Annotated in this window: 29 protein-coding genes; 14 read left to right on the top strand and 15 right to left on the bottom strand. The window is 63.5% G+C overall.

Features of this window, described 5'->3' with window-relative positions:
- Positions 1 to 82: 82 nt before the first annotated feature.
- From GGR38_RS17315 to GGR38_RS17255, 13 genes are all read right to left on the bottom strand, one after another.
- Positions 83 to 928, bottom strand: coding sequence for a flagellar motor protein MotB (locus tag GGR38_RS17315; protein ID WP_183627411.1), 846 nt, complete (start codon positions 926 to 928; stop codon positions 83 to 85).
- Between the two features lie 144 nt (positions 929 to 1072).
- Complete coding sequence (gene motA, locus GGR38_RS17310) at positions 1073 to 1936, bottom strand: flagellar motor stator protein MotA (protein WP_172342079.1); 864 nt, start codon at positions 1934 to 1936, stop codon at positions 1073 to 1075.
- 74 nt (positions 1937 to 2010) lie between these two features.
- On the bottom strand, positions 2011 to 2934 hold the full coding sequence (gene flgL, locus GGR38_RS17305) for a flagellar hook-associated protein FlgL (RefSeq protein WP_183627410.1): 924 nt from the start codon (positions 2932 to 2934) through the stop codon (positions 2011 to 2013).
- A gap of 17 nt (positions 2935 to 2951) precedes the next feature.
- Positions 2952 to 4301, bottom strand: a complete 1350-nt coding sequence (flgK, locus tag GGR38_RS17300) for a flagellar hook-associated protein FlgK (protein ID WP_183627409.1) — start codon at positions 4299 to 4301, stop codon at positions 2952 to 2954.
- Positions 4302 to 4305: 4 nt separating this feature from the next.
- Positions 4306 to 4614: a rod-binding protein gene (locus tag GGR38_RS17295; protein WP_183627408.1), complete on the bottom strand. Its 309-nt coding sequence runs from the start codon at positions 4612 to 4614 to the stop codon at positions 4306 to 4308.
- A complete protein-coding gene (locus GGR38_RS17290) occupies positions 4611 to 5702 on the bottom strand; it encodes a flagellar basal body P-ring protein FlgI (protein ID WP_183627407.1) in 1092 nt (363 codons plus the stop codon). The genes GGR38_RS17295 and GGR38_RS17290 overlap by 4 nt, the downstream gene beginning before the upstream one ends.
- Positions 5703 to 5710: 8 nt before the next feature.
- Complete coding sequence (locus tag GGR38_RS17285) at positions 5711 to 6370, bottom strand: flagellar basal body L-ring protein FlgH (RefSeq protein ID WP_183627406.1); 660 nt, start codon at positions 6368 to 6370, stop codon at positions 5711 to 5713.
- 8 nt (positions 6371 to 6378) lie between these two features.
- Positions 6379 to 7167, bottom strand: a complete 789-nt coding sequence (flgG, locus tag GGR38_RS17280; RefSeq protein ID WP_183627405.1) for a flagellar basal-body rod protein FlgG — start codon at positions 7165 to 7167, stop codon at positions 6379 to 6381.
- A gap of 29 nt (positions 7168 to 7196) precedes the next feature.
- Positions 7197 to 7943 (bottom strand): flagellar basal body rod protein FlgF, encoded by a 747-nt coding sequence (locus GGR38_RS17275; protein ID WP_183627404.1) that lies wholly within the window; start codon positions 7941 to 7943, stop codon positions 7197 to 7199.
- Between the two features lie 18 nt (positions 7944 to 7961).
- The gene (locus GGR38_RS17270; RefSeq protein ID WP_183627403.1) at positions 7962 to 8777 is read right to left on the bottom strand and encodes a flagellar hook-basal body protein; all 816 of its coding nucleotides are present in this window, start codon (positions 8775 to 8777) and stop codon (positions 7962 to 7964) included.
- Between the two features lie 31 nt (positions 8778 to 8808).
- Positions 8809 to 9171 carry a flagellar hook assembly protein FlgD gene (locus GGR38_RS17265; RefSeq protein ID WP_183627402.1) on the bottom strand — a complete coding sequence of 121 codons (363 nt, stop codon included), beginning with the start codon at positions 9169 to 9171 and terminating at the stop codon, positions 8809 to 8811.
- Positions 9171 to 9578, bottom strand: coding sequence for a flagellar basal body rod protein FlgC (gene flgC, locus GGR38_RS17260; protein WP_183627401.1), 408 nt, complete (start codon positions 9576 to 9578; stop codon positions 9171 to 9173). The genes GGR38_RS17265 and flgC overlap by 1 nt, the downstream gene beginning before the upstream one ends.
- 2 nt (positions 9579 to 9580) lie before the next feature.
- Entirely contained in the window at positions 9581 to 9943 is a 363-nt protein-coding gene (locus GGR38_RS17255; RefSeq protein WP_183627400.1) for a flagellar basal body rod protein FlgB, read from the bottom strand.
- A 281-nt stretch (positions 9944 to 10224) separates the two neighbouring features.
- On the opposite strand from GGR38_RS17255, the gene GGR38_RS17250 reads away from it, so the two are divergent.
- From GGR38_RS17250 to GGR38_RS17240, 3 genes are all read left to right on the top strand, one after another.
- Positions 10225 to 10902 carry a MotA/TolQ/ExbB proton channel family protein gene (locus GGR38_RS17250; RefSeq protein WP_183627399.1) on the top strand — a complete coding sequence of 226 codons (678 nt, stop codon included), beginning with the start codon at positions 10225 to 10227 and terminating at the stop codon, positions 10900 to 10902.
- Positions 10899 to 11387 (top strand): hypothetical protein, encoded by a 489-nt coding sequence (locus GGR38_RS17245; protein ID WP_246404862.1) that lies wholly within the window; start codon positions 10899 to 10901, stop codon positions 11385 to 11387. Before GGR38_RS17250 ends, GGR38_RS17245 begins: the two co-directional genes overlap by 4 nt.
- A gap of 80 nt (positions 11388 to 11467) precedes the next feature.
- Complete coding sequence (locus GGR38_RS17240; protein ID WP_246404860.1) at positions 11468 to 12010, top strand: flagella basal body P-ring formation protein FlgA; 543 nt, start codon at positions 11468 to 11470, stop codon at positions 12008 to 12010.
- Here the strand turns inward: GGR38_RS17240 and GGR38_RS17235 are convergent.
- Positions 11970 to 12203 carry a hypothetical protein gene (locus GGR38_RS17235; protein WP_183627398.1) on the bottom strand — a complete coding sequence of 78 codons (234 nt, stop codon included), beginning with the start codon at positions 12201 to 12203 and terminating at the stop codon, positions 11970 to 11972. The genes GGR38_RS17240 and GGR38_RS17235 overlap by 41 nt on opposite strands.
- Between GGR38_RS17235 and flgM the strand changes: the two genes are divergently transcribed.
- The 6 genes from flgM to GGR38_RS17205 all read left to right on the top strand — a co-directional run bounded on the left by flgM (position 12193) and on the right by GGR38_RS17205 (position 17906).
- Entirely contained in the window at positions 12193 to 12516 is a 324-nt protein-coding gene (flgM, locus tag GGR38_RS17230) for a flagellar biosynthesis anti-sigma factor FlgM (RefSeq protein ID WP_183627397.1), read from the top strand. The genes GGR38_RS17235 and flgM overlap by 11 nt on opposite strands.
- A 2-nt stretch (positions 12517 to 12518) precedes the next feature.
- Positions 12519 to 12872: a flagellar protein FlgN gene (locus GGR38_RS17225; protein ID WP_183627396.1), complete on the top strand. Its 354-nt coding sequence runs from the start codon at positions 12519 to 12521 to the stop codon at positions 12870 to 12872.
- Between the two features lie 137 nt (positions 12873 to 13009).
- The gene (locus GGR38_RS17220; protein ID WP_246404858.1) at positions 13010 to 13942 is read left to right on the top strand and encodes a transglycosylase SLT domain-containing protein; all 933 of its coding nucleotides are present in this window, start codon (positions 13010 to 13012) and stop codon (positions 13940 to 13942) included.
- A 3-nt stretch (positions 13943 to 13945) separates the two neighbouring features.
- On the top strand, positions 13946 to 16081 hold the full coding sequence (locus GGR38_RS17215) for a flagellar biosynthesis protein FlhA (RefSeq protein ID WP_183627395.1): 2136 nt from the start codon (positions 13946 to 13948) through the stop codon (positions 16079 to 16081).
- Entirely contained in the window at positions 16078 to 16851 is a 774-nt protein-coding gene (locus GGR38_RS17210; protein WP_183627394.1) for a sigma-70 family RNA polymerase sigma factor, read from the top strand. The genes GGR38_RS17215 and GGR38_RS17210 overlap by 4 nt, the downstream gene beginning before the upstream one ends.
- A 356-nt stretch (positions 16852 to 17207) precedes the next feature.
- Positions 17208 to 17906, top strand: coding sequence for a Crp/Fnr family transcriptional regulator (locus GGR38_RS17205; RefSeq protein WP_172342096.1), 699 nt, complete (start codon positions 17208 to 17210; stop codon positions 17904 to 17906).
- Positions 17907 to 18082: 176 nt separating this feature from the next.
- Here the strand turns inward: GGR38_RS17205 and GGR38_RS17200 are convergent, their stop codons facing one another.
- Complete coding sequence (locus GGR38_RS17200) at positions 18083 to 18784, bottom strand: OmpW/AlkL family protein (protein ID WP_183627393.1); 702 nt, start codon at positions 18782 to 18784, stop codon at positions 18083 to 18085.
- 488 nt (positions 18785 to 19272) lie between these two features.
- Between GGR38_RS17200 and ccoN the strand changes: the two genes are divergently transcribed.
- Genes ccoN through ccoG form a run of 5 tightly spaced genes read left to right on the top strand, consistent with a single transcriptional unit; the run spans position 19273 to position 24275 of the window.
- The gene (gene ccoN, locus GGR38_RS17195) at positions 19273 to 20931 is read left to right on the top strand and encodes a cytochrome-c oxidase, cbb3-type subunit I (protein WP_183627392.1); all 1659 of its coding nucleotides are present in this window, start codon (positions 19273 to 19275) and stop codon (positions 20929 to 20931) included.
- A gap of 12 nt (positions 20932 to 20943) precedes the next feature.
- Positions 20944 to 21705, top strand: a complete 762-nt coding sequence (gene ccoO / locus GGR38_RS17190) for a cytochrome-c oxidase, cbb3-type subunit II (RefSeq protein WP_183627391.1) — start codon at positions 20944 to 20946, stop codon at positions 21703 to 21705.
- Positions 21702 to 21878: a cbb3-type cytochrome c oxidase subunit 3 gene (locus GGR38_RS17185; protein ID WP_168604319.1), complete on the top strand. Its 177-nt coding sequence runs from the start codon at positions 21702 to 21704 to the stop codon at positions 21876 to 21878. The genes ccoO and GGR38_RS17185 overlap by 4 nt, the downstream gene beginning before the upstream one ends.
- On the top strand, positions 21865 to 22821 hold the full coding sequence (gene ccoP / locus GGR38_RS17180; protein WP_183627390.1) for a cytochrome-c oxidase, cbb3-type subunit III: 957 nt from the start codon (positions 21865 to 21867) through the stop codon (positions 22819 to 22821). Before GGR38_RS17185 ends, ccoP begins: the two co-directional genes overlap by 14 nt.
- A gap of 2 nt (positions 22822 to 22823) precedes the next feature.
- Positions 22824 to 24275 (top strand): cytochrome c oxidase accessory protein CcoG, encoded by a 1452-nt coding sequence (gene ccoG, locus GGR38_RS17175; RefSeq protein WP_246404855.1) that lies wholly within the window; start codon positions 22824 to 22826, stop codon positions 24273 to 24275.
- The last annotated feature ends 14 nt before the right edge of the window (positions 24276 to 24289 follow it).

Raw genomic sequence — 24289 nt, 5'->3', positions numbered from 1 at the left:
GCGCCAGACCTCGCCCCGTTCCTGTGTTGCCAAGAAGTAAATGGGCGAGGTGAAGGAGGCGTCGATGGGGTGCTATGTGGTCCTACTGATAATTGAGCAGGATCGACATGCGCCGGTTGCGCGCATCATTGGGATTGTCGGCGATCAGCGGTTCGCGGTCGGCCACGCCCTCGATCCGGCGAAAGCGCGTCTCGCCCAACCCGTCGCGCATCAGCGCCTGCCGCGTCGCCTCGGCGCGCCCGGCCGACAGCGACCAGTTGTTGATCGTATCGGTGCGTTTCCATTTCAAACCATCGGTATGGCCGCGAATGGTGATCCCGCCTTCCTCATCCTTGAGCACCGAGCCGATGGCATGGAGCAATTGCACCGCATCGGGGGTCAGGATCGTCGTGCCCAACTGGAACATCGAGAAATCGGCGTCATCGACCAGATCGAGCCGGATGCCGTCGGGCGTGGCCGTGACCTTCAACGTGCGCGCCAGCTTTTGCAGCTTTTCGGTGGCCGAGAGGCGCTGTTGCAGCTTTTGCGTGACCGAGGCGACCTTCTTGACCTTGCTGCCGCCTTCCTTGGGGCCGCCGGTGGTGTCGCGCGGGATGGTCATGGCGCGCGTCCCGGTCTGGCCCTGGCGGTTGGGATAATCGTCGACATCGGTCAGCGAATTGCCGTGCAGCAGCCCGTTTGAGCCTGCGCTGCCCTGTTTGGTCTTGACCAGCGTGGGGGTAAAATAGTCCGCAATGCCCTTGCGCTGTTTTTCCGTGGTCGCGCCCAGCAGCCACATCAGCAGAAAGAAGGCCATCATCGCCGTCACAAAGTCGGCATAGGCCACTTTCCACGCGCCGCCATGATGGCCGCCGGCCACAACGGTGATCTTCTTGACGATGATGGGGGCCGGGATCTCGTTCTTGCCCGGTTTCTTCGGCGGAGCCATTTCATGGATTCCTTGTCGGGTGCGCCTGACCCATCCGGGTCAGGCTTGCGGCACCTGCCCTCTCCACCGGCCCTGCCACCCAATAGCCTACCTCGATAGGGTAACAGGGCCGGGGAAGAGGGCCGGTGCCTGACATCGTCGGCCTTAACGCCCGCGCAGCGCGTCGAGCAGTTCGGACAGGCCCGGGCGATAATCATGCATCAGGCCGGAACGGGCGCTTTCCACCACCAGCGGTTGGGGCCAGCCATGCAGGCTGGCGATGATGACCTGTTTGACGCAATTGAAGATCTGCGCGTCGGCCTCGTTGACCTGTTGCAGGCGTCCGGCCATCGGCCCCACGATGCCATAGGCCATCATAACGCCCATGAACGTGCCCACCAGCGCCGAACCGATCATCGCGCCCAGCACCGTCGGCGGCTTGTCGATCGAGCCCATGGTTTTCACCACGCCCAGCACCGCCGCCACGATACCCAGCGCGGGCAGGGCGTCGCCAAGCCCCGTAATGGCGTGCTGGGGATGTTCGAGCGAGGCGATGTGGGTCTTGATGGCATTGTCCATCACGTCTTCAACCGCATGCACCTCCAGCGTGCCGGAGGACACCACGATCAGCGTCAGCGTATCACAGATCAGGTCGGTCAATTCATGATTGGCCAGCAGGCGCGGATATTCGGCAAAGATTGCCGAGCTTTTCGGGTCCTGCACATGGCTTTCCATCGCCACCGGGCCTTCGGTGCGCAGCAGTTTCATCAGCTTGGTGGTCAGGGCGATGACGTCAATATGGTCCTGCTTGTTATGGCGCGGCCCTTTGAACACCTTGGCAAACCCGGCGCCCAGCGCCTTGAGCCCATGCATGTCATTGCCGATGATAAGCGCCGCGATGCCTGCGCCGGCAATAGTCGCCACTTCGTGCGGGATGGCCTCGAACACCGGGCCAAGCGCGCCGCCGGTCATGGCGAAAACGCCAAAAACCGCAACGAAGAGAACGACTAAACCGATAACGGGGAACATGGTTAACGTCCTTTGCCGGGCAAAATATCGCCAGCGCTAGTCTGCATGGCGAGGAAAAATATTATGCAGATCAATCAGTTCAGCATCGAGAAGAGCGAAAGATTGGCCACCTTTACAAAGCTGGACTGCGCCGCCTCCAGCACGGTCATCTGCTGGCTCAGCTTGGCGATGGTGGCGGCAAGATCGGTGCCCCCCACATCGGCCTCGCGCGTGGCGCGCTGGGTGGCGGTCTGGGTTTGCATATTGGAGGTGGTGTTGATCCAGTCCAGTCGCGCCCCCACCACGGTCTGGCTGGCCGAGACCGAGGATGTGGCCGCGCCCAGATCGTCGAGCGCGCTTTTGGCCGTGGCGATGGCGGCGGCGGTCGAGGTCGGGTTTTGCAGCGCATCGGCCAGCGATTTGACCGTGGTCAGCAGGTTTTTCGACACGCCGCCCGATTGGAAATCGAGGAACTCCGGCCCCGTCACCCCGGTCGTCACCGAAAGGCCCGGCCCCAGCGAAAGCGTGGAGGCGGTGCTGGTGCCATTATAGGAGGGGGCGCCGGTGGTGGGGTCGAACGTATAGGCGTTGCCGGTGGCCTGTCCGCCAAACAGCGGGTTGCCCTGCGCGTCCTTGGTGTTGGCCAGACTGGTCAGGCTTTCGTAAAAGGCGCCGATCTGCTGGCCGACCGATGCGCGCTGGCTGTCGTTCAGCGTCGAGGAGGCGGCCTGCGTGGTCAGCGTGGTGATCTGCGAGAGGATGTCGGTGAACTGGCTGAGCGTATCGTCGGTCTGGGTCAGCTGCGTCTTGGCCGCGCTCGCATTGGCCTTGTCGGCGCTGGCCAGCGTATCGGCGGCCTGAAGCGCGCGCATCTGGGCCGCGGCCAGCGGATTGTCGCGCGAATGCTGGATCGTGTTGCCGGTGCTGATCTGGGCCTGCAGCTTTTCGGTCTGCTTGCGCAGATCGGTCATCGAGGAGATGGCGTTCTGGTAAAAGGCGCTGGTGCTGACATTGGTCATGGTGCTTCGCCTTTCCGTTACAGATTCAGCAATTGGTCGAAGAGGGTCGATGCTATCTGAATAATCTTGCCCGAAGCCTGATAGGCCTGTTGGTATTTTATGAGAGCGGCCGCCTCGGTATCCAGATCGACCCCCGATGCCGCCGCCAGCGATGTCTTGGCATTCGAGGCGATGGTGTCGAAGGCGTCGCGCATCGTGGTGTTGCTGGAAACCGCGCTCGACAGGCCGAACAGATAGTCGTTCATCTGGCCCGAGACATTGGCGCTGCCCAGCGAATTGATCATCGCGCTCAGATTGGTGCCGTTCTGGCTGCTGGCGGTCGATCCGGCCGATGCGGCGGCCAATTGGCCGGGGCCGGTCAGCACCATGGCCATATCGGCCGCGCCATTGCCGGTAAACATCGCGGTGCCGGTCGCCCCGTTCAGATCGACGCCATTGCCCTGCGCGGTGTTGATGGTGGACATCATCGACGTGGCCACCGTGTCCAGACCGGCCAGCGCGGTGACACCTGAACTGATCGCCTGCTGCTGTCCGGCCAGCGATCCGGCCGTGGGGGTGATCGCGGTGGCGGCGGCCGTCGTGTCGGTCAGCGTAAAGGAGACATTGCCGTCGCCGGCCTTGGCCATCGCCAGCGTGCCGGATTTGCCGTGATCGACCAGCGTGGTGCCGGTGCCGCTGCCCAGTTGCACTGTGACGGTGTTGTCTGCATTGACCGTGGTGCTGATATTGGTGATCGCGGCCATCTTTTGCAGGATGGTGTCGCGTTCGTCGAGCAGGCCCGCGCTGTTGTTGGCAGGGTCGGTATCGCCCGAGATGCGGATGTTGACCTGGGCCAGATTGGCGGCCAGATCGTTGAGGTCCTTGACCCCGCTGGCGGCCTCGTCCTGCATGCCCGTCACGGCCGATTGCAGCCCGCTGCTCGCCGCATTGAAGCTTTGCGCCATCGTGCGCGCGGCCTCGACCACATTGGCGCGCAGCGAGGAATTGGCTGGGCTGGCGGTCATTTGCGAGAGGGCCGACTGGAAACTGGTGATCGCGGTAAAGACGCCCGAATTGTCCGCCGTATCGGACAATTGGGTCAATCCCTCGACCAGCGTGTCGGCGCGGGCCGCATCCGCCGTGGTGCGGCGCACCTCGGCCTGATCAAAGCCCGAGACATTGCGCGTGATCCCGCTGACCCGCACGCCCAGTTGTGAAACCTCGCCATAGCTGGAGCGCAGATTGTTGGCCGACAGTTCGCTCAGCGAGACGCTGCGCCTGACATAGCCTTCGGTGCCGGCATTGGCGATGTTCTGCGATGTCACTTCCAGCGCGGCACGCGCGGCGCGCAGGCCGCTCGACGCAATGGCGATCATGTTGGCACTCATCGGCTCACTCTCCGTTGCCCGTGCCGGTCTGGCGGGCAAGTTGGGCCTCGATCATGCGCGCAAAGCCCAAAGTGCCCCGCTGCGCCATGGTGTCGGCCATTTTGCTGTCCTGCATGTCGCGGAAATTTTCGGTCGCTTTCTGGTCGAACAAGCTGTTGCCGAAATCGACCTTGCGCGCCTGCGCCAGCATCTGGCGCAGCATCAGCGCCTCGAACTTTTGCGCCGCTTCGTGGATCTGGGCCTTGGTCGGCTGGGGCGAGGCGTTGGAGGCGATGGGCAGCGCGCCGCCCGGCTGGATGGTGGTGTCGCTCATATCACCACCATCTCGGCTTTGAGCGCGCCTGCCTCTTTCAAGGCTTCGAGGATGGCCACCAGATCCGAGGGCGTGACGCCCAGCAGATTGAGCGCATCGACGATCTTGGAGAGCGAGGCGCCGTTTTTCAGCAGCGCGACATGGGCTTTCTCTTCCTCGGCGGTGATATTGCTGTTGGGCGTGACGGCGGTGCGGCCATTGGAAAAGGGCGCAGGCTGGGTCACGCGGGATTTCTCGTCGATGCGCACGGTCAGCTTGCCGTGGCTGACGGCGGCGGGCGACAGGCGCACCGCGCTGTTGATGACCACGGTGCCGGTGCGGCTGTTGACGATGACCTTGGCGGCGGCCTCGGCGGGGCTGACATTGATCATCTCGATCGCGGCCAGCATCGACGAGCGCGTATCGGCCCCATCGGGCATGCGCAGGGCAACCGTCACGGCGTCCTCCGCGCTGGCCATGCCGGGATAGCGCAGGTTGATCGCATCGCGCACGCGCTGGGCGGTCAGGAAATCGGCGGTGTTCAGGTTATAGCGCAGGATGGGCGCCTTTTCGAAACCGGTGTTGACCGCGCGTTCGACCGTGGCCCCTTCGGCAATGCGGCCGGTGGTGGGAATATTGACCGAAAGCTGCGATCCGTCGCGCGCGGCAATGCCAAGGCCGCCCACGGCCAGATTGCCCTGCGCCATCGCATAGATCTGACCATCGGCGCCATACATCGGCGTCAGGATCAGCGCGCCTCCGCGCAAGCTCTTGGCCTTGCCGATGGCGGACACGGTGATGTCGATGCGCTGGCCGGGCTTGGAAAAGGCGGGCAGGTCGGCGGTCACCATCACGGCGGCGGCGTTTTTCAGCCCCGGATTGACGCCGGGCGGCAATTGCAGGCCCATCCGGCCCGACACACCCTTCATCGCCTGCGTCAGATAATCGAGCGTATCATCGCCCGTGCCGTCCAGCCCGACCACGATGCCATAGCCGGTGAGCTGGTTGGAACGCACGCCTTGAAACGTGCCGATGTCGCGCACGCGTTCGGCATGAAGCGGGGCCGAGCACAAAGCCAGAAGGGCGGCAAGGAGAGAGAAGATACGCATGATCGACCTCAAAACGGGCTGATATAGCTGAAGAATTTCGAGAGCCAGCCTTCGCGCGCGCTCTGCGCCACGCTGCCGTTGCCTGCATATTCGATCCGCGCATCGGCCACCTGGCCAGACTGGATCTGATTGGCGGCATCGACATCGGCAAGGCGCACGATGCCGGAAAACTGGATCCACTCCTTGCCCTGTGCCAGCAGCATGCGCTTTTCTCCTCGCACCAATGCGGTGCCGTTGGGTCGAACCTCGGCGATGGTCACAGAGATCATTCCGCTGAAGGAATTGGTCTGCGTCGCATTGCCCTGACCATTGAACGACCCGGAGGACGAAGCATTAAGGGGCGTCGAGCTCATTGAGAGCGGACCGAGCGTGGGCGCGGCAATATTGGCGCTGCCGCTGCGCTGGGTTTTGTTAGTGCTGGTCTTGGCGGTCGATGTGTTCTCATTCAGGATGATGGTCAGCACATCGCCCACGCGCTGCGCCCGCGCGCCCGACACCAGCGGGGCATAACCGGCCGCCGCGATAAAGATCGCGCCCTCGGTGGGGGCCATGGCGGGGGGCGTGGGCAGCGTGGCCTCGAAGCCGGGCGCGGGACGGCGTCCGGCCTGCGCAGGCGCGGGCAGGGCCAGCGCCGCCGTCAGGATCAGCAGCAGGGGGCGCAGGGTCATCTCGTGCCTCACAGCGTCTGGTTCGCGTTTTTCAGCATGTCATCGACCGCCGAGATCATCTTGGAATTGATCTCATAGGCGCGCTGGCATTCGATCATGTCGACCAGCTCGGTGACGATGTTGACGTTGGAGGCTTCGAGGCTGCCCTGCGCAATGTCGCCGCGCCCGGCCGTGCCCGCCGCCCCGATCTGAGCCGGGCCGCTGGCCAGTGTTTCGCCGTAGAGATTGTCGCTGGCGGCCTGAAGCGCGGCCGGATTGGCAAAGCTGGCGATGGTCAGCTGGCCCACCTGCGTTGCCGCCGTCGATCCGGGCAGCATGGCCGAAACCGTGCCGTCCTTGGCCACGGTGATCGAGCCGGCGCCATTGGGGATGGTGATCGCGGGCTGAACCACATAGCCTTGCGAGGTGACCAGTTGCCCTTCGGCCGAGAGGCTGAAATTGCCCGCGCGCGTATAGGACAATTGCCCCGAAGGCAGCAGGATCTGGAAATAACCATTGCCCGAAATCGCCAGATCCAGCGCATTGCCGGTCGAATTGATCGTGCCTTGCTGGTCCACGCGGGTGGTTGATTGCACGCCCACGCCCGTGCCCAGGTTCAGCCCGGTGGCATAGGTCGTCTGGTTGGACGAGGCCTGACCAGCCACGCGCATGTCCTGATAGGCGAGCGTTGCGAAATTGGCGCGGTCGCGTTTGAAGGCAGTGGTGCTGACATTGGCCAGATTGTTGGCAATGACGCGCATCCTTGTGTCCTGCGCATCCAGACCGGTGCGGGCGACTTGAAGAGCGGTTGAAGGCATCGGGCGCTTCCTTTCTTAAAGATGGGGTATCACGAGCCGGAGAGACGCAGCAGCGAGGTGCCGGACTGGTCCACCTCCTTGGCCGTGGCGATCAGCTTGGTGCGGATGTCATACAGGCGCTGGGCCTGGATCATCTGGGTCAACACCTCGGAAGGGTTGACGTTGGACTGTTCCAGGCTGCCCGCGATGGCCCGCGCGTTTTCATCGGCGGGCAACACGCCCCCGCCCACCACGCGAAACAGGCCGTCCAGCCCCTTGGCAATGGTGGTGCCCGATGTGCTGGCCAGCTTGATCCGGTCGGTGGGCTGGGGCGGCAGATTGGGGTTTTCCGGATTGGCCACCAGCACCATGCCGTCCGGGCCGATGGTGATCTGCGCGTCCAGCGGCACGGTGATGGGGCCGCCATTGCCGATCACCGGGCGCCCGTCGCCATTTTCCAGAACGCCCGTGGGCGAAACGGTCAGATCACCGCGCCTTGTATAGCTTTCGGTGCCGTCGGCCGATTGCACCGCCATCATCGCATCGCCCAGCAGCGCAATATCCAGCTTGCGCCCGGTCTGGTTGATGTCGCCGGCTGACATATCCGCGCTCTTGACCTGACCATCGGCCATGGCGCGCGCTTCCAGCGCCGGGCCTTTGAGCGTGATGGGCGTGGTGTAGAGCTTTTCTGCCTTGAAGCCGATGGTGCTGGTATTGGCCATGTTGGATGCGATCACGCGTTCGCGCGTCATCGAATCGGACATGCCCGAAACCGCCGTATAGATCAGCCGGTCCATCCCGATGCCTCTTTATGCTTAGCTGGTGCGCAGGTTCATGATGTTTTGCGAAACCTGGGTGAAGGTGTCGATCGCCTTGGAATTGGCCTGGAAATAGCGCTGCGCATCGATCAGCGAGACCATTTCGCTGGCCAGATCGACGTTGGACTGTTCCAGCGTGCCCGACATGATCGCGCCCCACGAACCGGTCTTGGGCTGGCCCAGCGAGGCATTGCCCGACAGGCCGGTGGCGGCCCAGACCGAGCTGCCCTGCTGCTTCAGACCGGTGTTGTTGGTAAAGGTGGCAAGGCCGATCACGCCCAGATATTGCGTGGTGCCATCGCCAAATGACGCGATGATCTGGCCGGTGTTCGACACGGTCATGCCTGAATAGGCGGACCCTGCCAGATTGGCCGTCGGGATCTGGCAATCGCTCAGCGTGGTGGACGAGATCGCGCCGGTGGAATCGGCGGTATAGACCTGAAGGCGGTCGCCCTGATCGGTCTTGATATAGCCGTCCTGGCTGACCGAGAGCGCGCCCGCGCGCGTATAGCCGACATCGCCCGAGAGCGGATTTTTGACCACGAAGAACCCGTCGCCGTTGATCGCCAGATCCAGCGTGTTGCCGGTCTGGGTCATCGAGCCCAGCGAGAATTGCTGTTTGACCGAGGACAGGCGCGAACCGATGCCGATCGTCAGGCTGGGGTCGGTCAGGATCGAGGAGGAGATGATATCGGAAAACGAGGCCGTGCTCTTTTTAAAGCCGACCGTGCTGGAGTTGGCGATATTGTGCGAGAGCACGTCGAGTTCGGACTGGGCGTTTTTCAGGCCGGTGAGGCTGGTGTAGAAAGACATGAAGCGTCTCCGTCAAAATGGGGCGTCGGGTTTAGGCGGTTGTGGAGCCGCCATTGGCGGCCTGCTGGGCGGCAAGGATCGAATCCAGCTTGGTGGAAATGGATTCCAGCGAGCTGCCCATCGAGGCCAGATTGTCGAGCGAGCCCAGCTTGGTCGCCACGCTGCTGGCGGTGGTGTTCAACTGGGTGATGCCCGAGAGCGTCGAGAACTGGGCCATCTGGGCCACCATCTGGCTGTTGTCGGTGGGGGCGGTGGGGTCCTGCGTGGTCAATTGCTTGGTCAGCAGGCTGATGAAATCCTCGAAGCCCAGCGTGGAGGCGCCGTTGCTGGACACCGTGCTGGACGAGGAGGAGGCGGTCGAATTGGCGGCGTCGGTTGAAGATACGGTGGTCATCACTTCATCCTTATGGTGTCGAGCATGAGCTGCTTGGCGGTGGAGAGGGTTTCGACGAGGTTCTGATACTGGCGCGAGGAATCGAGCATCTCGACCATCTCGGCGCTTTCATCGACCGGGGCTGCCCACACATCGCCGTTCTCATCGGCCAACGGGTTGCCCGGATCATGCTGGCGCACGGGCGTGGCATTGGCGCGCACGACGCCCGCCACATTGACCGTGGACAGGCCGGTGGCTTTATCCATCTGGGTGGCGAACACCGCCTTGATCGGGCGATAGGCATCGGCCTCCTTGCCCGCCACCGCGCTGGCATTGGCCAGATTGGAGGCGGCTGTGTTCATCCGCACCTGCTGGGCCGACATGGCCCGGCCCGCGACGGAAAAGATGTTAAGGTCGGTTCCGGCCATCCTTATTCTCCCTTGATCGCGCGCTTGACCTCGCCGACATCGTCGGAAAGGAAGGCAAGGGTGGAGGCATAGCCCACCGCATTCTGGGAAAAGGCGACCTGTTCATTGCCCATTTCCACCGTGTTGCCATCCAGGCTGGGCATCACCGGCACGCGGTATTGCACGGCGGCGGCGGTGGCCTGATCCTGGCTGGCGCCCTTGATCCGGGCATCCAGCGCGGTGTTGAAGTCAATGTCGCGCGCCTTGTAATTGGGCGTGGCGGCATTGGCGATGTTGCTGGCAATCAGCCCCATGCGCTGGGACCGCAATTCCAGCGCCATGCCATGGACTCCGAACAGTCCGGTATTGCTGGCAGGATCGCTCATCAGGTGGCTCCACGGTTTGAAACGGAGGGGCGGGACGCCCGAGCCATCAGAATTGCAAAGCCCGTGCCAATTGCGGGGCCTCTTGCGCAAAACACTGGGAAAACATCGATGGGCGGGGCCGCCCGGCAAGCGCGCGCCATGCCGAACGGCAGACATCCCCTGCCGGGCGGCAAGGCTTTGCCGGGGGGCGGCAATTGCTGGCCGCGGGGTGAAATTGCGCTGCTTGCCGCCGTTCTTGGCTGGGTATCGCAAAGGATTTGGGTCAAAGGATTTCGGCAGGCATGGATCTTACCGCCCTCTATGATGGCACCACGCTGGCAATCGTCGTGGGCGGCACGGCGCTGGCCACGGTGCTGCGCTGTGGGCGCTCGGATGTGGCCGCCACGATCCGTATCGCCACGCGCCAGTTGTTTGCCCCCAGCCGCTTTGACAGCGAGGCGGTGCGGGCGGCTCTGGCCCGCGCGGCGCAGGATTTTCAACGCAATGGCCCGCTGCGCGCCGATCCGCGCAGCACCGGCGATGGCGAATTTGACGATGCGCTTCACGCGCTGCTGGCCCACCGCTCGATGGCGCGTTTTGACGATGCGCTGGCCGATGCGCGCGAAAAGCGGCTTGGCCCGGCCGAGGCGGCGATCCGCACGCTGATGCAGGCCACCGAACTGGCCCCGGTTTTCGGTCTGGCCGGAACGCTGATTTCGCTCTCGCAAATGCCCGCGCAAGGGGTGGATCGCGGGGCCTATCTGGCCGCGATCGGCATGGCGGTCCATGCCACACTTTATGGGCTGGTACTGGCCAATCTGCTGCTGGCCCCGCTGGCGCGTGTGGTCGAACGCCACGCCCGCGCCGAGGAAGCCGCGCGCCACGCGCTGGCCCAATGGTTCGAGGCCGAAATCGCCCCCGCCATGATGCCCCAGCATGAACCGCGCGGTCATCACCACCATCCCGGCGTGGCGGCATGATCCAGTTGAGGCCTGCGGAACGTCCGGGTGATCGCCTGCGCGGCGGGGCTGTGTTTGTGCCCCGCTCGCCGGTCGGCTGGCAGACGATGCTGGCCGATCTCTCGCTGATCCTGTTCATGGTGACGGCGGCGGCGATGGCCGATGTGCCTGATCGTAAAACCGCTCCTCGGCCCGCGCCGCCGCCTGCGCCCCCCGCATCCGCCGCGCCCGCGATCAGCGAGCCTTTGGCCATCTGGCGCCCCGCGCCCGGCGGCCCCCCGCTGGCCCGCTGGCTGGCCGAGCAGCAGGCCGACAGTCGCCAGTTGCTCTCGATCACCCTGCGTTACCCCCCCGCCGCTCAGGCCGAGGCGCTGCGCCTTGCCGCGCAAATGGCGGCGGCGGCGGGCGGCAAGGGCGCACGGGCGCGCATCGTGATCGAACCGGTCGCTTCGGCATCGGGCATCGAGGCGCTGGCGGCGCTGGCCTATGACAAAGGCCCGGCCTGATTGGCACAGAATATGCAGTGGTTGCCCGTGAATCCGGCGTCTTTTCGCGCCGGGCCTTTTTACACCGGGCAAGAACGATCATGCGAAACAAGGCTTTCACCCCCTTCACCCTGCGCGCGGCGCTGTTGATGGCTGCTCTGGTCTGGATCAGCCCGGCCCGCGCGCAGGCCGCCAGCCCCTTTGCCGATCTGATCGCCATCGACCGCGAAGTGGCCGAATTCACCGGCAAGGCCATCGGCCAGAACGGCGGGGCGATGATGCCGGTGGATCGCCGGTTGCGTCTCAACGCCTGCATGTCTCCGCTGGCGCTCAGTTGGCGCACCAGCCGCCGCGATGCGGTGCTGGTGCAATGCCCCGATGCAGGCAGTTGGCGGGTCTTTGTGCCGGTGCGCATGGCCGAAACCGGCCCCTCGGCCATCGCGCGGGGCGAGGCGGTGACGATTGCCGTGGTGGGCGAGGGCTTTGCCGTATCGCAGCCGGGCGAGGCGCTGGACGCGGGCGCGGTGGGCGACTGGATACGCGTGCGCACCCTGCGCAGCGGCGCGGGCGCCTATTCCCAGACCGACGCCGTGCGCGCGCGCATCACCCGGCCCGGCGAGGTCGAGGTTGAATTGCGCGAATGACAGATTTTTTCGCCTCAATCGCCGTTTTAAGCGCTTTTTCACGATTGGCCGTCATAGCGGCGTCCATCCTTGGGGTCTGTTGCGCCCCCCATCCGGCAAAATCGCGCAAAATTTTGCCGCCCTCTCTTAAAACCGGCAGACCGCCTCCGTTCTTGGCTTTGTAGAAAGCAAGGAGCGGTTCGATGTCCAGCATCGGTTCCGGCTCTGGCATTGGTTCAGGGCCTAAATTACAAGTGAATGCGGTGCGCCCCGTCACCACCTCGTCGGCTGCCTCGCCTTCGGTTTCCACCGAAACGCGCAGCGCCGGTCAGGCGGCGGCCGGATCGACCGTCAACGGCGATGGCGCCACCGTGGTCAGCACCACCGCGATCAGCGCGGGCGATGCCCCCGTGGACACCGATCGCGTCGCCTCGATCCGCAAGGCCATCGAGGACGGCAATTATCCCATCATCCCCACCAAGATCAGCGACGCGATGATCGCCGCTGGCATGATGTTGAGAGTTTGACCATGAGCCAGGCCCTTTCCCCTTTCGATCTGCGTGACACGCTGCGGCAAATGGTTGCCGTCCTGCAAGAGGAGCGGCAGGCTTTGGCCGGGCTGGATCTGGACGGGATCATGGGGTCGGCCTCGGCCAAGAGCGCGATGTGCGATGCGATTGATCTGGCCGGGGTGACCGCGCTGGATGATGAATGCCGCGGCTTGCTCGAAGCGGCCAAAAAGATGAATGAAGTCAACCGTCAGGTGCGCAATCTGATCGCGGCCAATGTGGCCTCGCGGTTGGAGGCCTTTACCGGCGGCGCCTCGGTCTATCGCGCGCGGGCCAACACACCCGCCTATGCCTATGCGGCGGCCCGAGGGTAGGGTGTGGCCCGCCATGGCCTGCGCTGGCGCGGCTGTGGCACAATAAAGCACCGCTTTGCCCGATGGGCGCGGTTTTCGGCCCAATTGGCACGGCTTTTGCAAAATCCACTCCGAACCTTTTGCTTTGGGAGTTGGGCTTGAGCCAGCCGGATATGTCGCCCCCTTCGTGGGCGGCCAGCCTCGACAAGATCCAGTCCGCCAATGGCGCGTCCGGCGGCAATGTCCGCGCGGCGATTGCCCGTGCGGCGGGGGCCACGGGGGTGGACTTCTCCTATCTGGCGGCGCAGGCGCGGCTGGAATCAGGGCTGAACCCCACCGCCCGCAATGGCGCCTCCAGCGCCAGCGGCCTTTATCAGTTCACCAACAGCACATGGCTGCAAACGCTGCAAAAGCATGGCGACATGCTGGGGCTGGGCGATACGGGGGCGGCCTTGGCTGATCCGTCCCAGCGCATGGCGCTGCTGGGCCTGCGCGGCGATCCCCATGCCTCGGCGATGATGGCGGCCAGTCTGGCCAGCGACAATGCCGATGCGCTGACCGCCGTGCTTGGGCGCAAGCCGGATGCCAGCGAGTTATATGTCGCGCATTTCTTTGGCGCGGATGGGGCGGCCAAATTCCTTTCGGCCCTGAACTCCAGCCCGGACCAGTCGGCGGCGGGCATTCTTCCCCGCGCGGCGGCGGCCAACCACTCGATCTTTTACGACGATGCCGGAAACCCGCGCAGCGTGGGCGCGGTGATGGGCCTGATCCGGGGCCGGATGGAAAGCGCCCTGGCCGCCGAAGGCATCAGCGCCGATGCGATGATGGCCAGTGGGATGGCCTATGGCGGCATCGATGGGGGCATGGCATGGAGCGCAACCGCCGATCCCATGTCCGCGCCCGCCGCTCAGCCGCAGACCGGCGGGCCGCTCTCACGCGAATTCAATGCGATGCAGGCCGCCGCGCCCGCCACGCAATCGCGATCCATGGCCGATACGCTGCAATCCACCTTTGGCCTTGGCAGCGAGAATGGCGCCACGTCCGAATTCGTGCGCAATGCCTATGGGCGCCTGCGTGTGATGGGGATGTAAGCGATGGACAAGCTGCTGAGCATCGCCAGCCCGCGCCAGCTTGCGCTGCCTTTCGGTATTTTGACCATCATCGTGCTGATGGTGGTGCCGATCCCGGCCTTTATGCTGGACGTGTTTTTCGTGTTCAACATCGCGCTGTCGGTGGCGGTGCTGATGGCTTCGATGAATGCGGAAAAGCCGCTGGATTTCTCCTCCTTTCCCACTGTTCTGCTGTTTGCCACGCTGCTGCGTCTGGCGCTCAATGTGGCCTCGACCCGCGTGGTGCTGGTGCATGGCCATGAAGGGCCGGAGGCGGCGGGCCATGTGATCGAGGCGTTTGGCGCGTTTCTGATCGGCGGCAATTTCGCGGTTGGTCTGTTCGTGTTCATGATCCTGATGATCATCAACATGGTGGTCATCACCAAGGGCGCGGGGCGTGTGTCGGAAGTTTCCGCCCGCTTCACGCTGGACGCGATGCCGGGCAAGCAGATGGCCATCGACGCCGATCTGGCGGGCGGCCTGATCACCGCCGACGATGCCCGCGCGCGCCGCCGCGAAATCACCACCGAGGCCGATTTCTATGGCTCGATGGATGGCGCCAGCAAATTCGTGAAGGGCGATGCGATTGCCGCCTTGCTGATCCTTGGCGTCAATATCATCGCCGGTTTCTGTCTTGGCATGATCACCCATGGCCTTTCGGCCAGCGACGCGGCGAGCCGCTATATCAGCCTTTCCATCGGCGACGCGCTGGTGGCGCAGGTGCCTGCGCTGCTCCTCTCCATCGCCGCCGCGGTGATCGTCACGCGCGTCACCGACAGCCGCGATCTTGCCGGGCAGATCGGCGGGCAATTTGCCGATTCGCGCACATGGTTGCCGGTGGCGGGCATTCTGGGGGCTATCGGCATGATCCCCGCCATGCCCCAGACGGTGTTCCTGCCCGCGGCTGGCCTTGCCTTCTTCCTCTGGAAAAAGCTGCGTGAGCGTGAGGCCAGGAGCAAGATTGCCGAGGCCGCCCCTGCGCCCGTCGCCAAGGCTGACCCGACCCGCATCGAGCTGGAGGATGTGTCCGACCATACGCTGGTCACCATCGAGCTGGGCTATGGCCTTGTGCAACTGGTCGATGAGCGGCGCGGATCGCCGCTGGTCAGCCGCGTGACCGGTGTACGCAAGCAATTGTCCCAGAGCTTCGGCTTTATCGTGCCGCAATTCCGGGTGCGTGATTCACTGGAAATCGCGCCCAATGATTACCGCATCCTGCTGGGCGGCGTGCCGCTGGGCGGGGCGACGCTGCGGCCGGAAAAGGTGATGGCGATCGATGCCAGTGAGGCCAATCCCCATGCCCGCCTTCAGGGCGAGCAAACCACCGATCCCACCTTTGGCTGTCCGGCATGGTGGATCGACCCGGCCTCGCGCGATCTGGCGATTGCCGAGGGTTTCCTGACCGTCGATGCCTCCACGATCATCGCCACGCAACTGAACCAGCTTTTGTCCGAGCGCGCGCATTTGCTGATGGGGCCGGACGAGGTCAAAACCCTGTTGGAGGCGATCAAGACACGCGCGGCGGGGCTGGTGGAAACGATCTATCCTTCGCCGCTCAGTCTGGCGGCCATGACGCGCCTGCTGCGCAATTTGCTGGAGGATGGCATTTCGGTGTCCCATCCGCTGCCGATCCTCTCCTCGATCTCGCAGGCGGTGCAGCAGACGCAGGATCACGACCGCATCGTCGATCTGGTGCGGGCCGATCTGGGCGGGCTCATCGTCGGGCGTATCTGTTCGCCGCGCGAACGCCTGCCGGTGGTCACGCTGGACGCCGGGCTGGAGGCGATGATCGCGGGCGGTCTGGTCGATCCGATCAGCGGCCAGCCTGTCATCGAACCCGATCTTGCCCGCAACATTGGCGAGCAGGCCAGCGCCATCGTCGCCGAGCGCGGCACCGGGGCGACCATTGCCCTGATCGTCCAGCCGCGCCTGCGCCGCCCGCTGGCCGCGCTGCTGCGGCTGCGCGCGCCCGGATGCGTGGTGATGTCGATTGCCGAATTGCCCGAAACCCAGCCTGTCGAGGTGATTGCCGTGATCGGCGGGGCCGCCCCGCAAACGCTGGGCCTGCCATCACCCGACTATGACTCTTCCAGCCAGACCTCTGAAAGTATGGCCGCATGAAACATGATCCTCAATCTTTTGCAAAATCACGGCCCGCAGGGGAGGCTGTTCGCGCCTATGGCGGCGCGGCGCGGGCCTATGGCGGCGATATTGCCGACCGGGTTCGCCGCTTTATGCCGATGGTGCGGCGCCTTGCGTGGCACCTCCAATCCTCGGGCCGCGATGGCATAGAGGTCGAGGATCTGATGCAGGCGGGCCTTGTCGCGCTGACCGAATGCGCCCAGCGCCATCAGGGACCGACCGAGGACGGCTTTGCCGCCTATGCCAAGATGCGGGTGAGGGGGGCGATGGTCGATCTGATCCGCCGCCATGTGCCTTTGTCGCGCGGGGCGGTCGAGCGGCGTAGGCTGATGCGGGAAAAGACGCAGGAATTGACCGGGAAACTGGGGCGCGAACCCTATGATGTGGAATTGTCCGGCGCGCTGGGCATCACGCTGGGCGAGCTGGAAGCCTTGCGCAATTCCTCCGAACCGCTGCGCTTCGAAGCCATCGACGATGCCTATTCCGACAGCAACATGGCCTTTGCCGACGATGCGCCTGACAGTCTCGCGCTGCTGGCCGATGAGGAATTGCGCCAAAGCGTGGCAGGCGCCATCGCCGAGCTGCCCGAACGGTTGCAATTGGTGATCCAGCTTTACTTCGTCGAGGAACTCAACCTTGCCGAAATTGCCGAAGTTCTGTCCGTGTCTATCCCCCGCGTGCATCAGCTAAAAGCGCAGGCCATCGAGAAATTGCGCCATGCTTTGCAGAATGTGGCGGATATTTTGTAGGTCTGGTTGGGGGGTAAGGATGCCTCCGGCGGGCAAAGGGCGGGGGCCCTTTGCAATCCCGATACTGTCGGTGTTGCGTATAGGGTTTGGCCTTTGGTGTCGGACGCGATGTTTGGATTTTAAAGCCCTGCGGCGCGGACAGGGATGGCCTCACCGCGCCGCAGGCTTTCAACTATAGCCCCAAACACAACCTCGCCAATTGGCCACCCAAAAATGGGATTGCAAAGGGCCCCCGCCCTTTGCCCGCCGGAGGCACCATCTACATTTTACCAAACCCCTAAAATAAAACACCCCGCGCCATACTCCACCAAAGTGCAGCATTGCCGGAAGGGGCCAAGGCTGTTAGATACGCATACATGTCTTCTTGCGATCAATGCGTTGTCCGTAACCGGGCGATCTGTTCGGCCCTGGATAAGGATGAACTCTCCTCGCTCAACGGGATTGGGCGGCGGCGCAGCCTTGTCGCCGGCGAATCACTGATCTGGGAGGGCGAGGATTCGGTTCTGGTCGCCAATGTGATCGAGGGTGTGCTCAAGCTTTCGACCGGCACCGAGGATGGGCGCGAGCAGATTGTCGGCGTCGTTTATCCCAGCGATTTCATCGGCCGCCCCTTTGGCGGCACGACCAACCATGGCGTGACGGCGCTGACCGATGCTCGGGTCTGCGTGTTTTCGCGGGGCGACTTTGACAATTTCGCGCGTGAGCATCCCGGCCTTGAGCATAAGCTGCTGCAACGCACGCTGACCGAACTGGACCGCACGCGGCGCTGGATGCTGCTGCTGGGGCGCAAGTCGGCCAGTGAGAAGGTGGCGAGCTTCCTGCTCGAATTGTCGGATCGTCTGGCCCCGGCCACGTGTGAGCCGGGCGATGAGAGCAAGGCGAACCGCTTTGTCCTGCCCTTCAGCCGTCAGCAGATTGCCGACGTGCTGGGTCTGACCATCGAGACGGTCAGCCGTCAGTTCACCCGCTTGCGCGGCGAGGGGATTATTGATCTGCCTTCGCGCCGCGAGGTCATCATCACCGATCGTTTTGCGCTGACCGCCGAAGCGGGCTGATCGCGCAATAGCCCGTCAAATCCATTGCAGATTTGACGGGTGAAACATGCCTTCCCACATTTCACCCGTCCGGCCGCCTGTTGGGCAGACCTTTCTGTCTGCCCGCCGATTTGCGCCTGATCCAGAGCCAGAAGACCAGACGCAAGGACCACGGCGGGCAGAGCAGCCGTTAAGCCTTAGAAGCAATAGGACACGCCTGCGCTCAGCACCCAGGGGTCGAGCTTGTGGCGGGTCACCAGAGCCTGAGTCGAACCGGCATAGACGGTGGCATTGGTGCCGACCCAATATTTCTTGGCGTCGAACGACAGGCCATAGCCCTTGCCCAGCGCGATATCGATGCCGCCCTGAAGCGCCACGCCGAATTCGCTGCTCAGCTTGGTGCGGGTGACGGCGGGCAGCGCGGCCTTGAGCGCGGCGCTGGGTTCGTCGGCCAGCACGATGAAGAGGGCGGGTCCGGCGCCGATATAGGGCTTGATGCCATGGCCCAGCGGCAGGTGATACTTGGCGGTCAGCGTGGCCGGAACGATGTGGATCTTGCTGATCAGCTCGGTGCCCTTAAGCGCGCCCGCCGAGGCCGACACATGGTGCGCCGTCACGCCCGCAATGGTTTCCACCGAGATGTTGGGCGTGAAGAAATATTCGATCGCCACGGTCGGGGTGACATTGTCGCTGGCCACGGTGTTGCCAACGGCGGTGGGAACGAGGCCCAGGATGTCGGTCTTGACCTGCTTCACCCCGCCATCCGGCAGTACGGCGGTTGCCAGCACCTTGAACTGGATCTTGCCATCCGCATTGCCTTCGGCATGGGCGGCGCCCGCCATCGTGGTGGCAGCGGCAAGAGCGGTCAGGGCGGCCGCAGCCTTGGTGAAATTACGCATGATTCCTCATCTTTCGCCGCCGAGCCCACCCTGTGCGAGCCGTTCTTGTGCGGTGTTGGATGTCTCTTTGGGCCAATATTTGGAGTCGGGCATTGATCGCGGACAAGGGCGGAATTGATCCTGCGCAATTCATGCTGCAACTGCGGCAAATAGGGCCTCTACAGAGCCCTATATTAATAAGCAGGATTTTTTATGCTGCGCCAATTCTGTCGGCGGCCAAAACCGGATGCGAACATGGCCAAAGCGAATCGCTCCAATTCCATCAACTTGCGCCCAAGGGGGCAAAGAGCGGCCGCCGGGCGGATAGACGCCCTATCGCAGATGCACAATTGGACCAATTAACTATCTGCGCTGCTTCATAAATTTTCCGTTTTAGGATATTCTGAAAATGAATTCTCGCCGGCGCCCGCGCTTTTGACGGGAATCAATGTGATCCGGTCCGGCCCCGCTCATAGGCGAGGCTTCCACAAACCTGAGAGGGAAGGCTCATGGTTACCCTAGTCTCGCGAGCAGGCATCTGGCTGGTGCTTCTGCTTCTATCTATCATGGCCAGCGTGGCCGCGCATGACACCGCCTTTGCCATCCAGGCAGCGACGGTGGCTGTCGCCTGCCTTGTCGGTCTGATCTTCGCCATTCGTTCGCCCGACTATCAACGGGTGAGCCGTGGGCTGGCCGCCCCCACCGGGGACGCATCAAAGTATGACGACGATGTGATCCGCTGGGGCGTGATCGCCACGGTGTTCTGGGGCGTCGCCGGTTTTCTGGTCGGCGTCGTCATCGCTTTTCAGCTGGCCTATCCGCAGATCAACCTTGAACCCTGGTTCAATTTTGGCCGCATGCGTCCGCTCCACACTTCTGCGGTCATCTTCGCTTTCGGAGGCAACGCGCTGATCGCCACGTCATTCTACGTGGTCCAGCGCACTTGCCGGGCGAGGCTGGCCTTCCCCGGCCTCGCCCGTTTCGTATTCTGGGGTTATCAGCTCTTTATCGTGCTGGCGGCCACCGGATACCTGCTGGGCGTGACGCAGGCCAAGGAATATGCCGAGCCGGAATGGTATGTCGACCTGTGGCTGACGGTGGTCTGGGTGTCGTATCTGGTCGTCTATGGCGGCACGATCATGAAGCGCAGCGAACCGCACATCTATGTGGCCAACTGGTTCTATCTGTCCTTCATCATCACCGTGGCGATGCTGCATCTGGTCAACAATCTGGCCATTCCCGTCAGCTTCCTGGGCAGCCAGTCGATCAGCTGGTTCGCGGGCGTGCAGGGCGCGCTGGTGCAATGGTGGTATGGCCATAATGCGGTGGGCTTCTTCCTGACCGCGGGCTTCCTTGGCATGATGTATTACTTCGTGCCGAAACAGGCCCAGCGTCCGGTCTATTCCTATCGCCTGTCGATCATCCACTTCTGGGCGCTGATCTTCCTCTATATCTGGGCCGGTCCTCACCACCTGCACTATACCGCGCTGCCCGACTGGGCGCAGACGCTGGGCATGGTGTTCTCGGTGATGCTGTGGATGCCCAGCTGGGGCGGCATGATCAACGGTCTGATGACGCTGAACGGGGCTTGGGACAAGCTGCGTACCGATCCGGTGCTGCGCATGTTCGTGATGAGCCTTGCCTTTTACGGCATGTCCACGTTCGAAGGCCCGATGATGTCGGTGAAAAGCGTCAACTCGCTCTCGCACTACACCAACTGGACCATCGGCCACGTTCACTCCGGCGCTCTGGGCTGGAACGGCATGGTCACCTTTGGCGCCATCTATTACCTGACGCCGCGCCTGTGGAACCGCACGCAGCTCTATTCGCTGCGCATGGTCAACTGGCACTTCTGGACCGCCACGATCGGTATCGTGTTCTATGCCGCATCCATGTGGGTGGCCGGGATCACGCAGGGTCTGATGTGGCGTGAATATGGCGCCGACGGCTATCTGCTCAACAGCTTTGCCGACGTGCTGCCCGCTATTCACCCGATGTATGTGCTGCGCGGTCTTGGCGGCGTGCTTTATCTCTCGGGCGCGGCCTTCATGGTCATCAACGTCTGGAAGACCATCGCGGGCAGCCCGCTGCGCGCCGAAGCGCCGCTGTACAATATCGAACAGAACAAGGCGAACGACGTGCCACTCGTCGCTCAGCCTGCCGAATAAGGGGGACCGATCATGGCTACCCAAGACAAGCAACCGTTCCATTGGCACGGCGCCATTGAAAAGAACATCACGCTGCTGGGCGTTCTGTCGCTGCTGGTGGTTCTGGTGGGCGGCATCGTGGAAATCGCGCCGCTGTTCTGGATCGACAACACTATCGAGAAGGTGAAGGGGGTTCGCCCCTACACCCCGCTCGAACAGGCCGGGCGCGACATCTATGTCCGCGAGGGCTGCTATCTGTGCCACAGCCAGATGATCCGTCCGTTCCGTGACGAGACCGAACGCTATGGCCATTACAGCCTTGCCGCCGAATCGATGTATGACCACCCGTTCCAGTGGGGCTCGGAGCGTACCGGGCCGGATCTGGCGCGCGTGGGCGGCAAATATTCGGACGCCTGGCATGTCCAGCATCTGACCGCGCCGCGCAGCGTTGTGCCTGAATCGATCATGCCCAACTATGCGTTCCTGGCCAAGAACGAGCTGGCCAAGCCCGATATCGCCGCCGAAGTGAAGGCGCTCGCCATCACCGGCGTGCCCTATACCAAGGACGATATCGCCAAGGCCAAGGAAGACCTGTTCAATCAGGCCAACCCCGATGCCGACAACACCGACCTGATCAAGCGCTATCCCAAGGCGCAGGCGCGCGATTTTGACGGCAACCCGAAGAAGCTGACCGAAATGGACGCGCTGATCGCCTATCTGCAGGTGCTGGGCACCTTTGTGGATACCGAAAGCGCGGCGGCGCAGGAAGCTCTGGCCAAGGAGAAGGGACGGTGAACCAGACCGAAACCTATCAGGCCTTGCGCCAGTTCGCCGACAGCTGGGGGCTGCTGGCGATGACGATCAGCTTTGTGGTGCTTTGCGCATGGCCCTTTCGCCCCGGCGGGCGCAAGAACAGCGACGAGGCCGCCACCATGATTTTCGAGGAGGACGATCATGTCCGCACCTGAGAATGAACATGCCGGCCCGCGCGTGGACGAGCCGACCGGCACCTCGACCATGGGCCATGAATGGGATGGCATCGAGGAGTTGAACACCCCGCTGCCCACCTGGTGGCTCTACACGTTCTATGCCTGCATCGTGTTCGCGATCGGCTATTGCGTGGTCTATCCCGCCATTCCGGGCATCAAGGAAGGCAGCCACGGCACCTTCGGCTGGACCAGCCGTGGCCAGCTCGCCTCGGAGATGGACGCGGCCAAGGCGGCCCGCGCGCCGGTTCTGGCCGCGCTCGACGCCACGCCGATTGAAGACCTGCCCAAGAACCCGGAACTGCTGGCCAAGGCGGTTGCGGGCGGCAAGGCGGCCTTCAAGGTCAACTGCGTTCCCTGCCATGGTTCGGGCGCGGCCGGTTCCATCGGCTATCCCAACCTGAACGACGATGACTGGCTGTGGGGCGGCACGCTGACCGACATCCAGACCACGCTGGAACATGGCATCCGCCAGCCCGGCGACGCGGCCACCCGCACCAGCATGATGCCCAGCTTTGGCCGTGACGGCATCCTGAAACCCGCCGATGTGCAGGACGTGGTCAGCTATGTCCGTCAGATCTCGGGTCAGGAACCGGGCAATGCCTCGGCTCAGCGCGGCGCGGCCCTGTTTGCGGCCAATTGCGTGGCCTGCCACAATCCCGACGGCAAGGGCAACCGCATGTTCGGCGCGCCGAACCTGACCGACAAGGTCTGGCTCTATGGCGGCAGCCGTACCGCGATTACCGAAACGGTGACCAATGCCCACGCCGGCGTGATGCCCGCATGGGGCAACCGTCTCAGCCCGGCCACGATCAAGATGCTGGCGGCCTATGTCCACAGCCTTGGCGGTGGTGAAGCCTTTGCGGCCACGGCGGCCCCGGCAGCGGATGCTGCGGCCCAAACCGCCACAAGTACAGGACAATAACTATGACCAACATGGACCCCAAAGGGCTGACCAGACAGCCTCCGAAGCGGCTCCATGCGGAAACTCAGGCCGTCTATCCGCGTGCGGTAGACGGCCGTTTCCGGCGCCTGAAATGGGCGGTGATGACCTTCTGCCTCGCCGTCTATTACATTACCCCGTGGCTGCGCTGGCACCGCGGGCCCTATTCCCCCGATCAGGCGGTGCTGATCGACCTTGAACACCGCCGCTTCTATATGTTCGCGATCGAGATCTGGCCGCAGGAGTTCTACTTCGTCGCGGGCCTGCTCATCATGGCCGGGATCGGCCTGTTTCTGGTCACATCGGCGGTGGGGCGCGCATGGTGCGGCTATGCCTGTCCGCAAACGGTGTGGACCGACCTGTTTCAGCATGTTGACCGCCTGATCGACGGCGACCGCAATGCGCAGATGAAGCTGGCCAAGGCTCCGTGGGGGCCGGGCAAGATCGCGCGGCGGCTGGGGAAATGGAGCATCTATCTGCTCATTTCCATTTCGACGGGCGGCGCATGGATCTTCTATTTCGCTGATGCGCCCACGCTGGCGCGCGAATTCGTCACGCTTCAGGCGCCCTCCATCGCCTATTCGACCGTCTTTGTGCTGACCGTCACGACCATGTGGTTCGGTGGCTTCATGCGCGAGCAGGTCTGCGTCTATATGTGCCCCTGGCCGCGTATTCAGTCGGCGATGCTCGACGAAAAATCGCTGCTGGTGACCTATAAGGACTGGCGCGGCGAACCGCGTGGCAAGAAAAGCACCGATGGCGCGCCGCTGGGCGATTGCATCGATTGCGGGCTTTGCGCGGCGGTTTGCCCCACCGGCATCGACATTCGCGAAGGGCCGCAGATCGGCTGCATCACCTGCGCGCTGTGCATCGACGCCTGCGACGGGGTGATGGAAAAGACCGGCCGCCCGCGCGGGTTGATCGACTATGTGACGCTGGAGGATTCGGCCCGCGAAAAGCAGGGCCAGAGCGCCACGCCGCATTGGAAGCTGATCTGGCATGCGCGCACGCTGATCTATCTCGGCATCTGGTCCACCATCGGCGCGGCTCTGCTCTTCGCCCTTGGCACGCGCCAGCATATCTCCATCGCGGTCAGCAAGGATCGCAACCCGCCCTATATGATCCTGTCCAGCGGCGAGATCCGCAATGCCTATGCGGTGCGCTGGAAGAACATGGAAGGCCGCCCGCGCAAGATGCAACTGGTGCTGGACGGTCCGGCGGGCGCAAAGATGTGGAGCGAGGACATGGCAAAAGACATGGCCGCGCGCGATTTGACACGGATCATTCCGGCCGACACCACATCGCCGCTAAGGATCTATGTGACGGCGCCTGCCGGGACGGCTGAGGGCAAGCTCAGCTTTACCCTGCGCGCGCTGGATCAGGACGGCGGTCAGGTCAGTTACGACACCCGCTTTGACGCCCCCGGCGCCGAATAACCCAAGGAGTGCCC

Origin of the sequence: Novosphingobium sediminicola (assembly GCF_014196525.1) — a bacterium.
In the GTDB taxonomy this organism is placed as follows: Bacteria; Pseudomonadota; Alphaproteobacteria; order Sphingomonadales; family Sphingomonadaceae; genus Novosphingobium; species Novosphingobium sediminicola.
The sequence above is the reverse complement of the archived record's forward strand: the minus strand, read 5'-3'. Positions and strand labels throughout refer to the sequence as shown.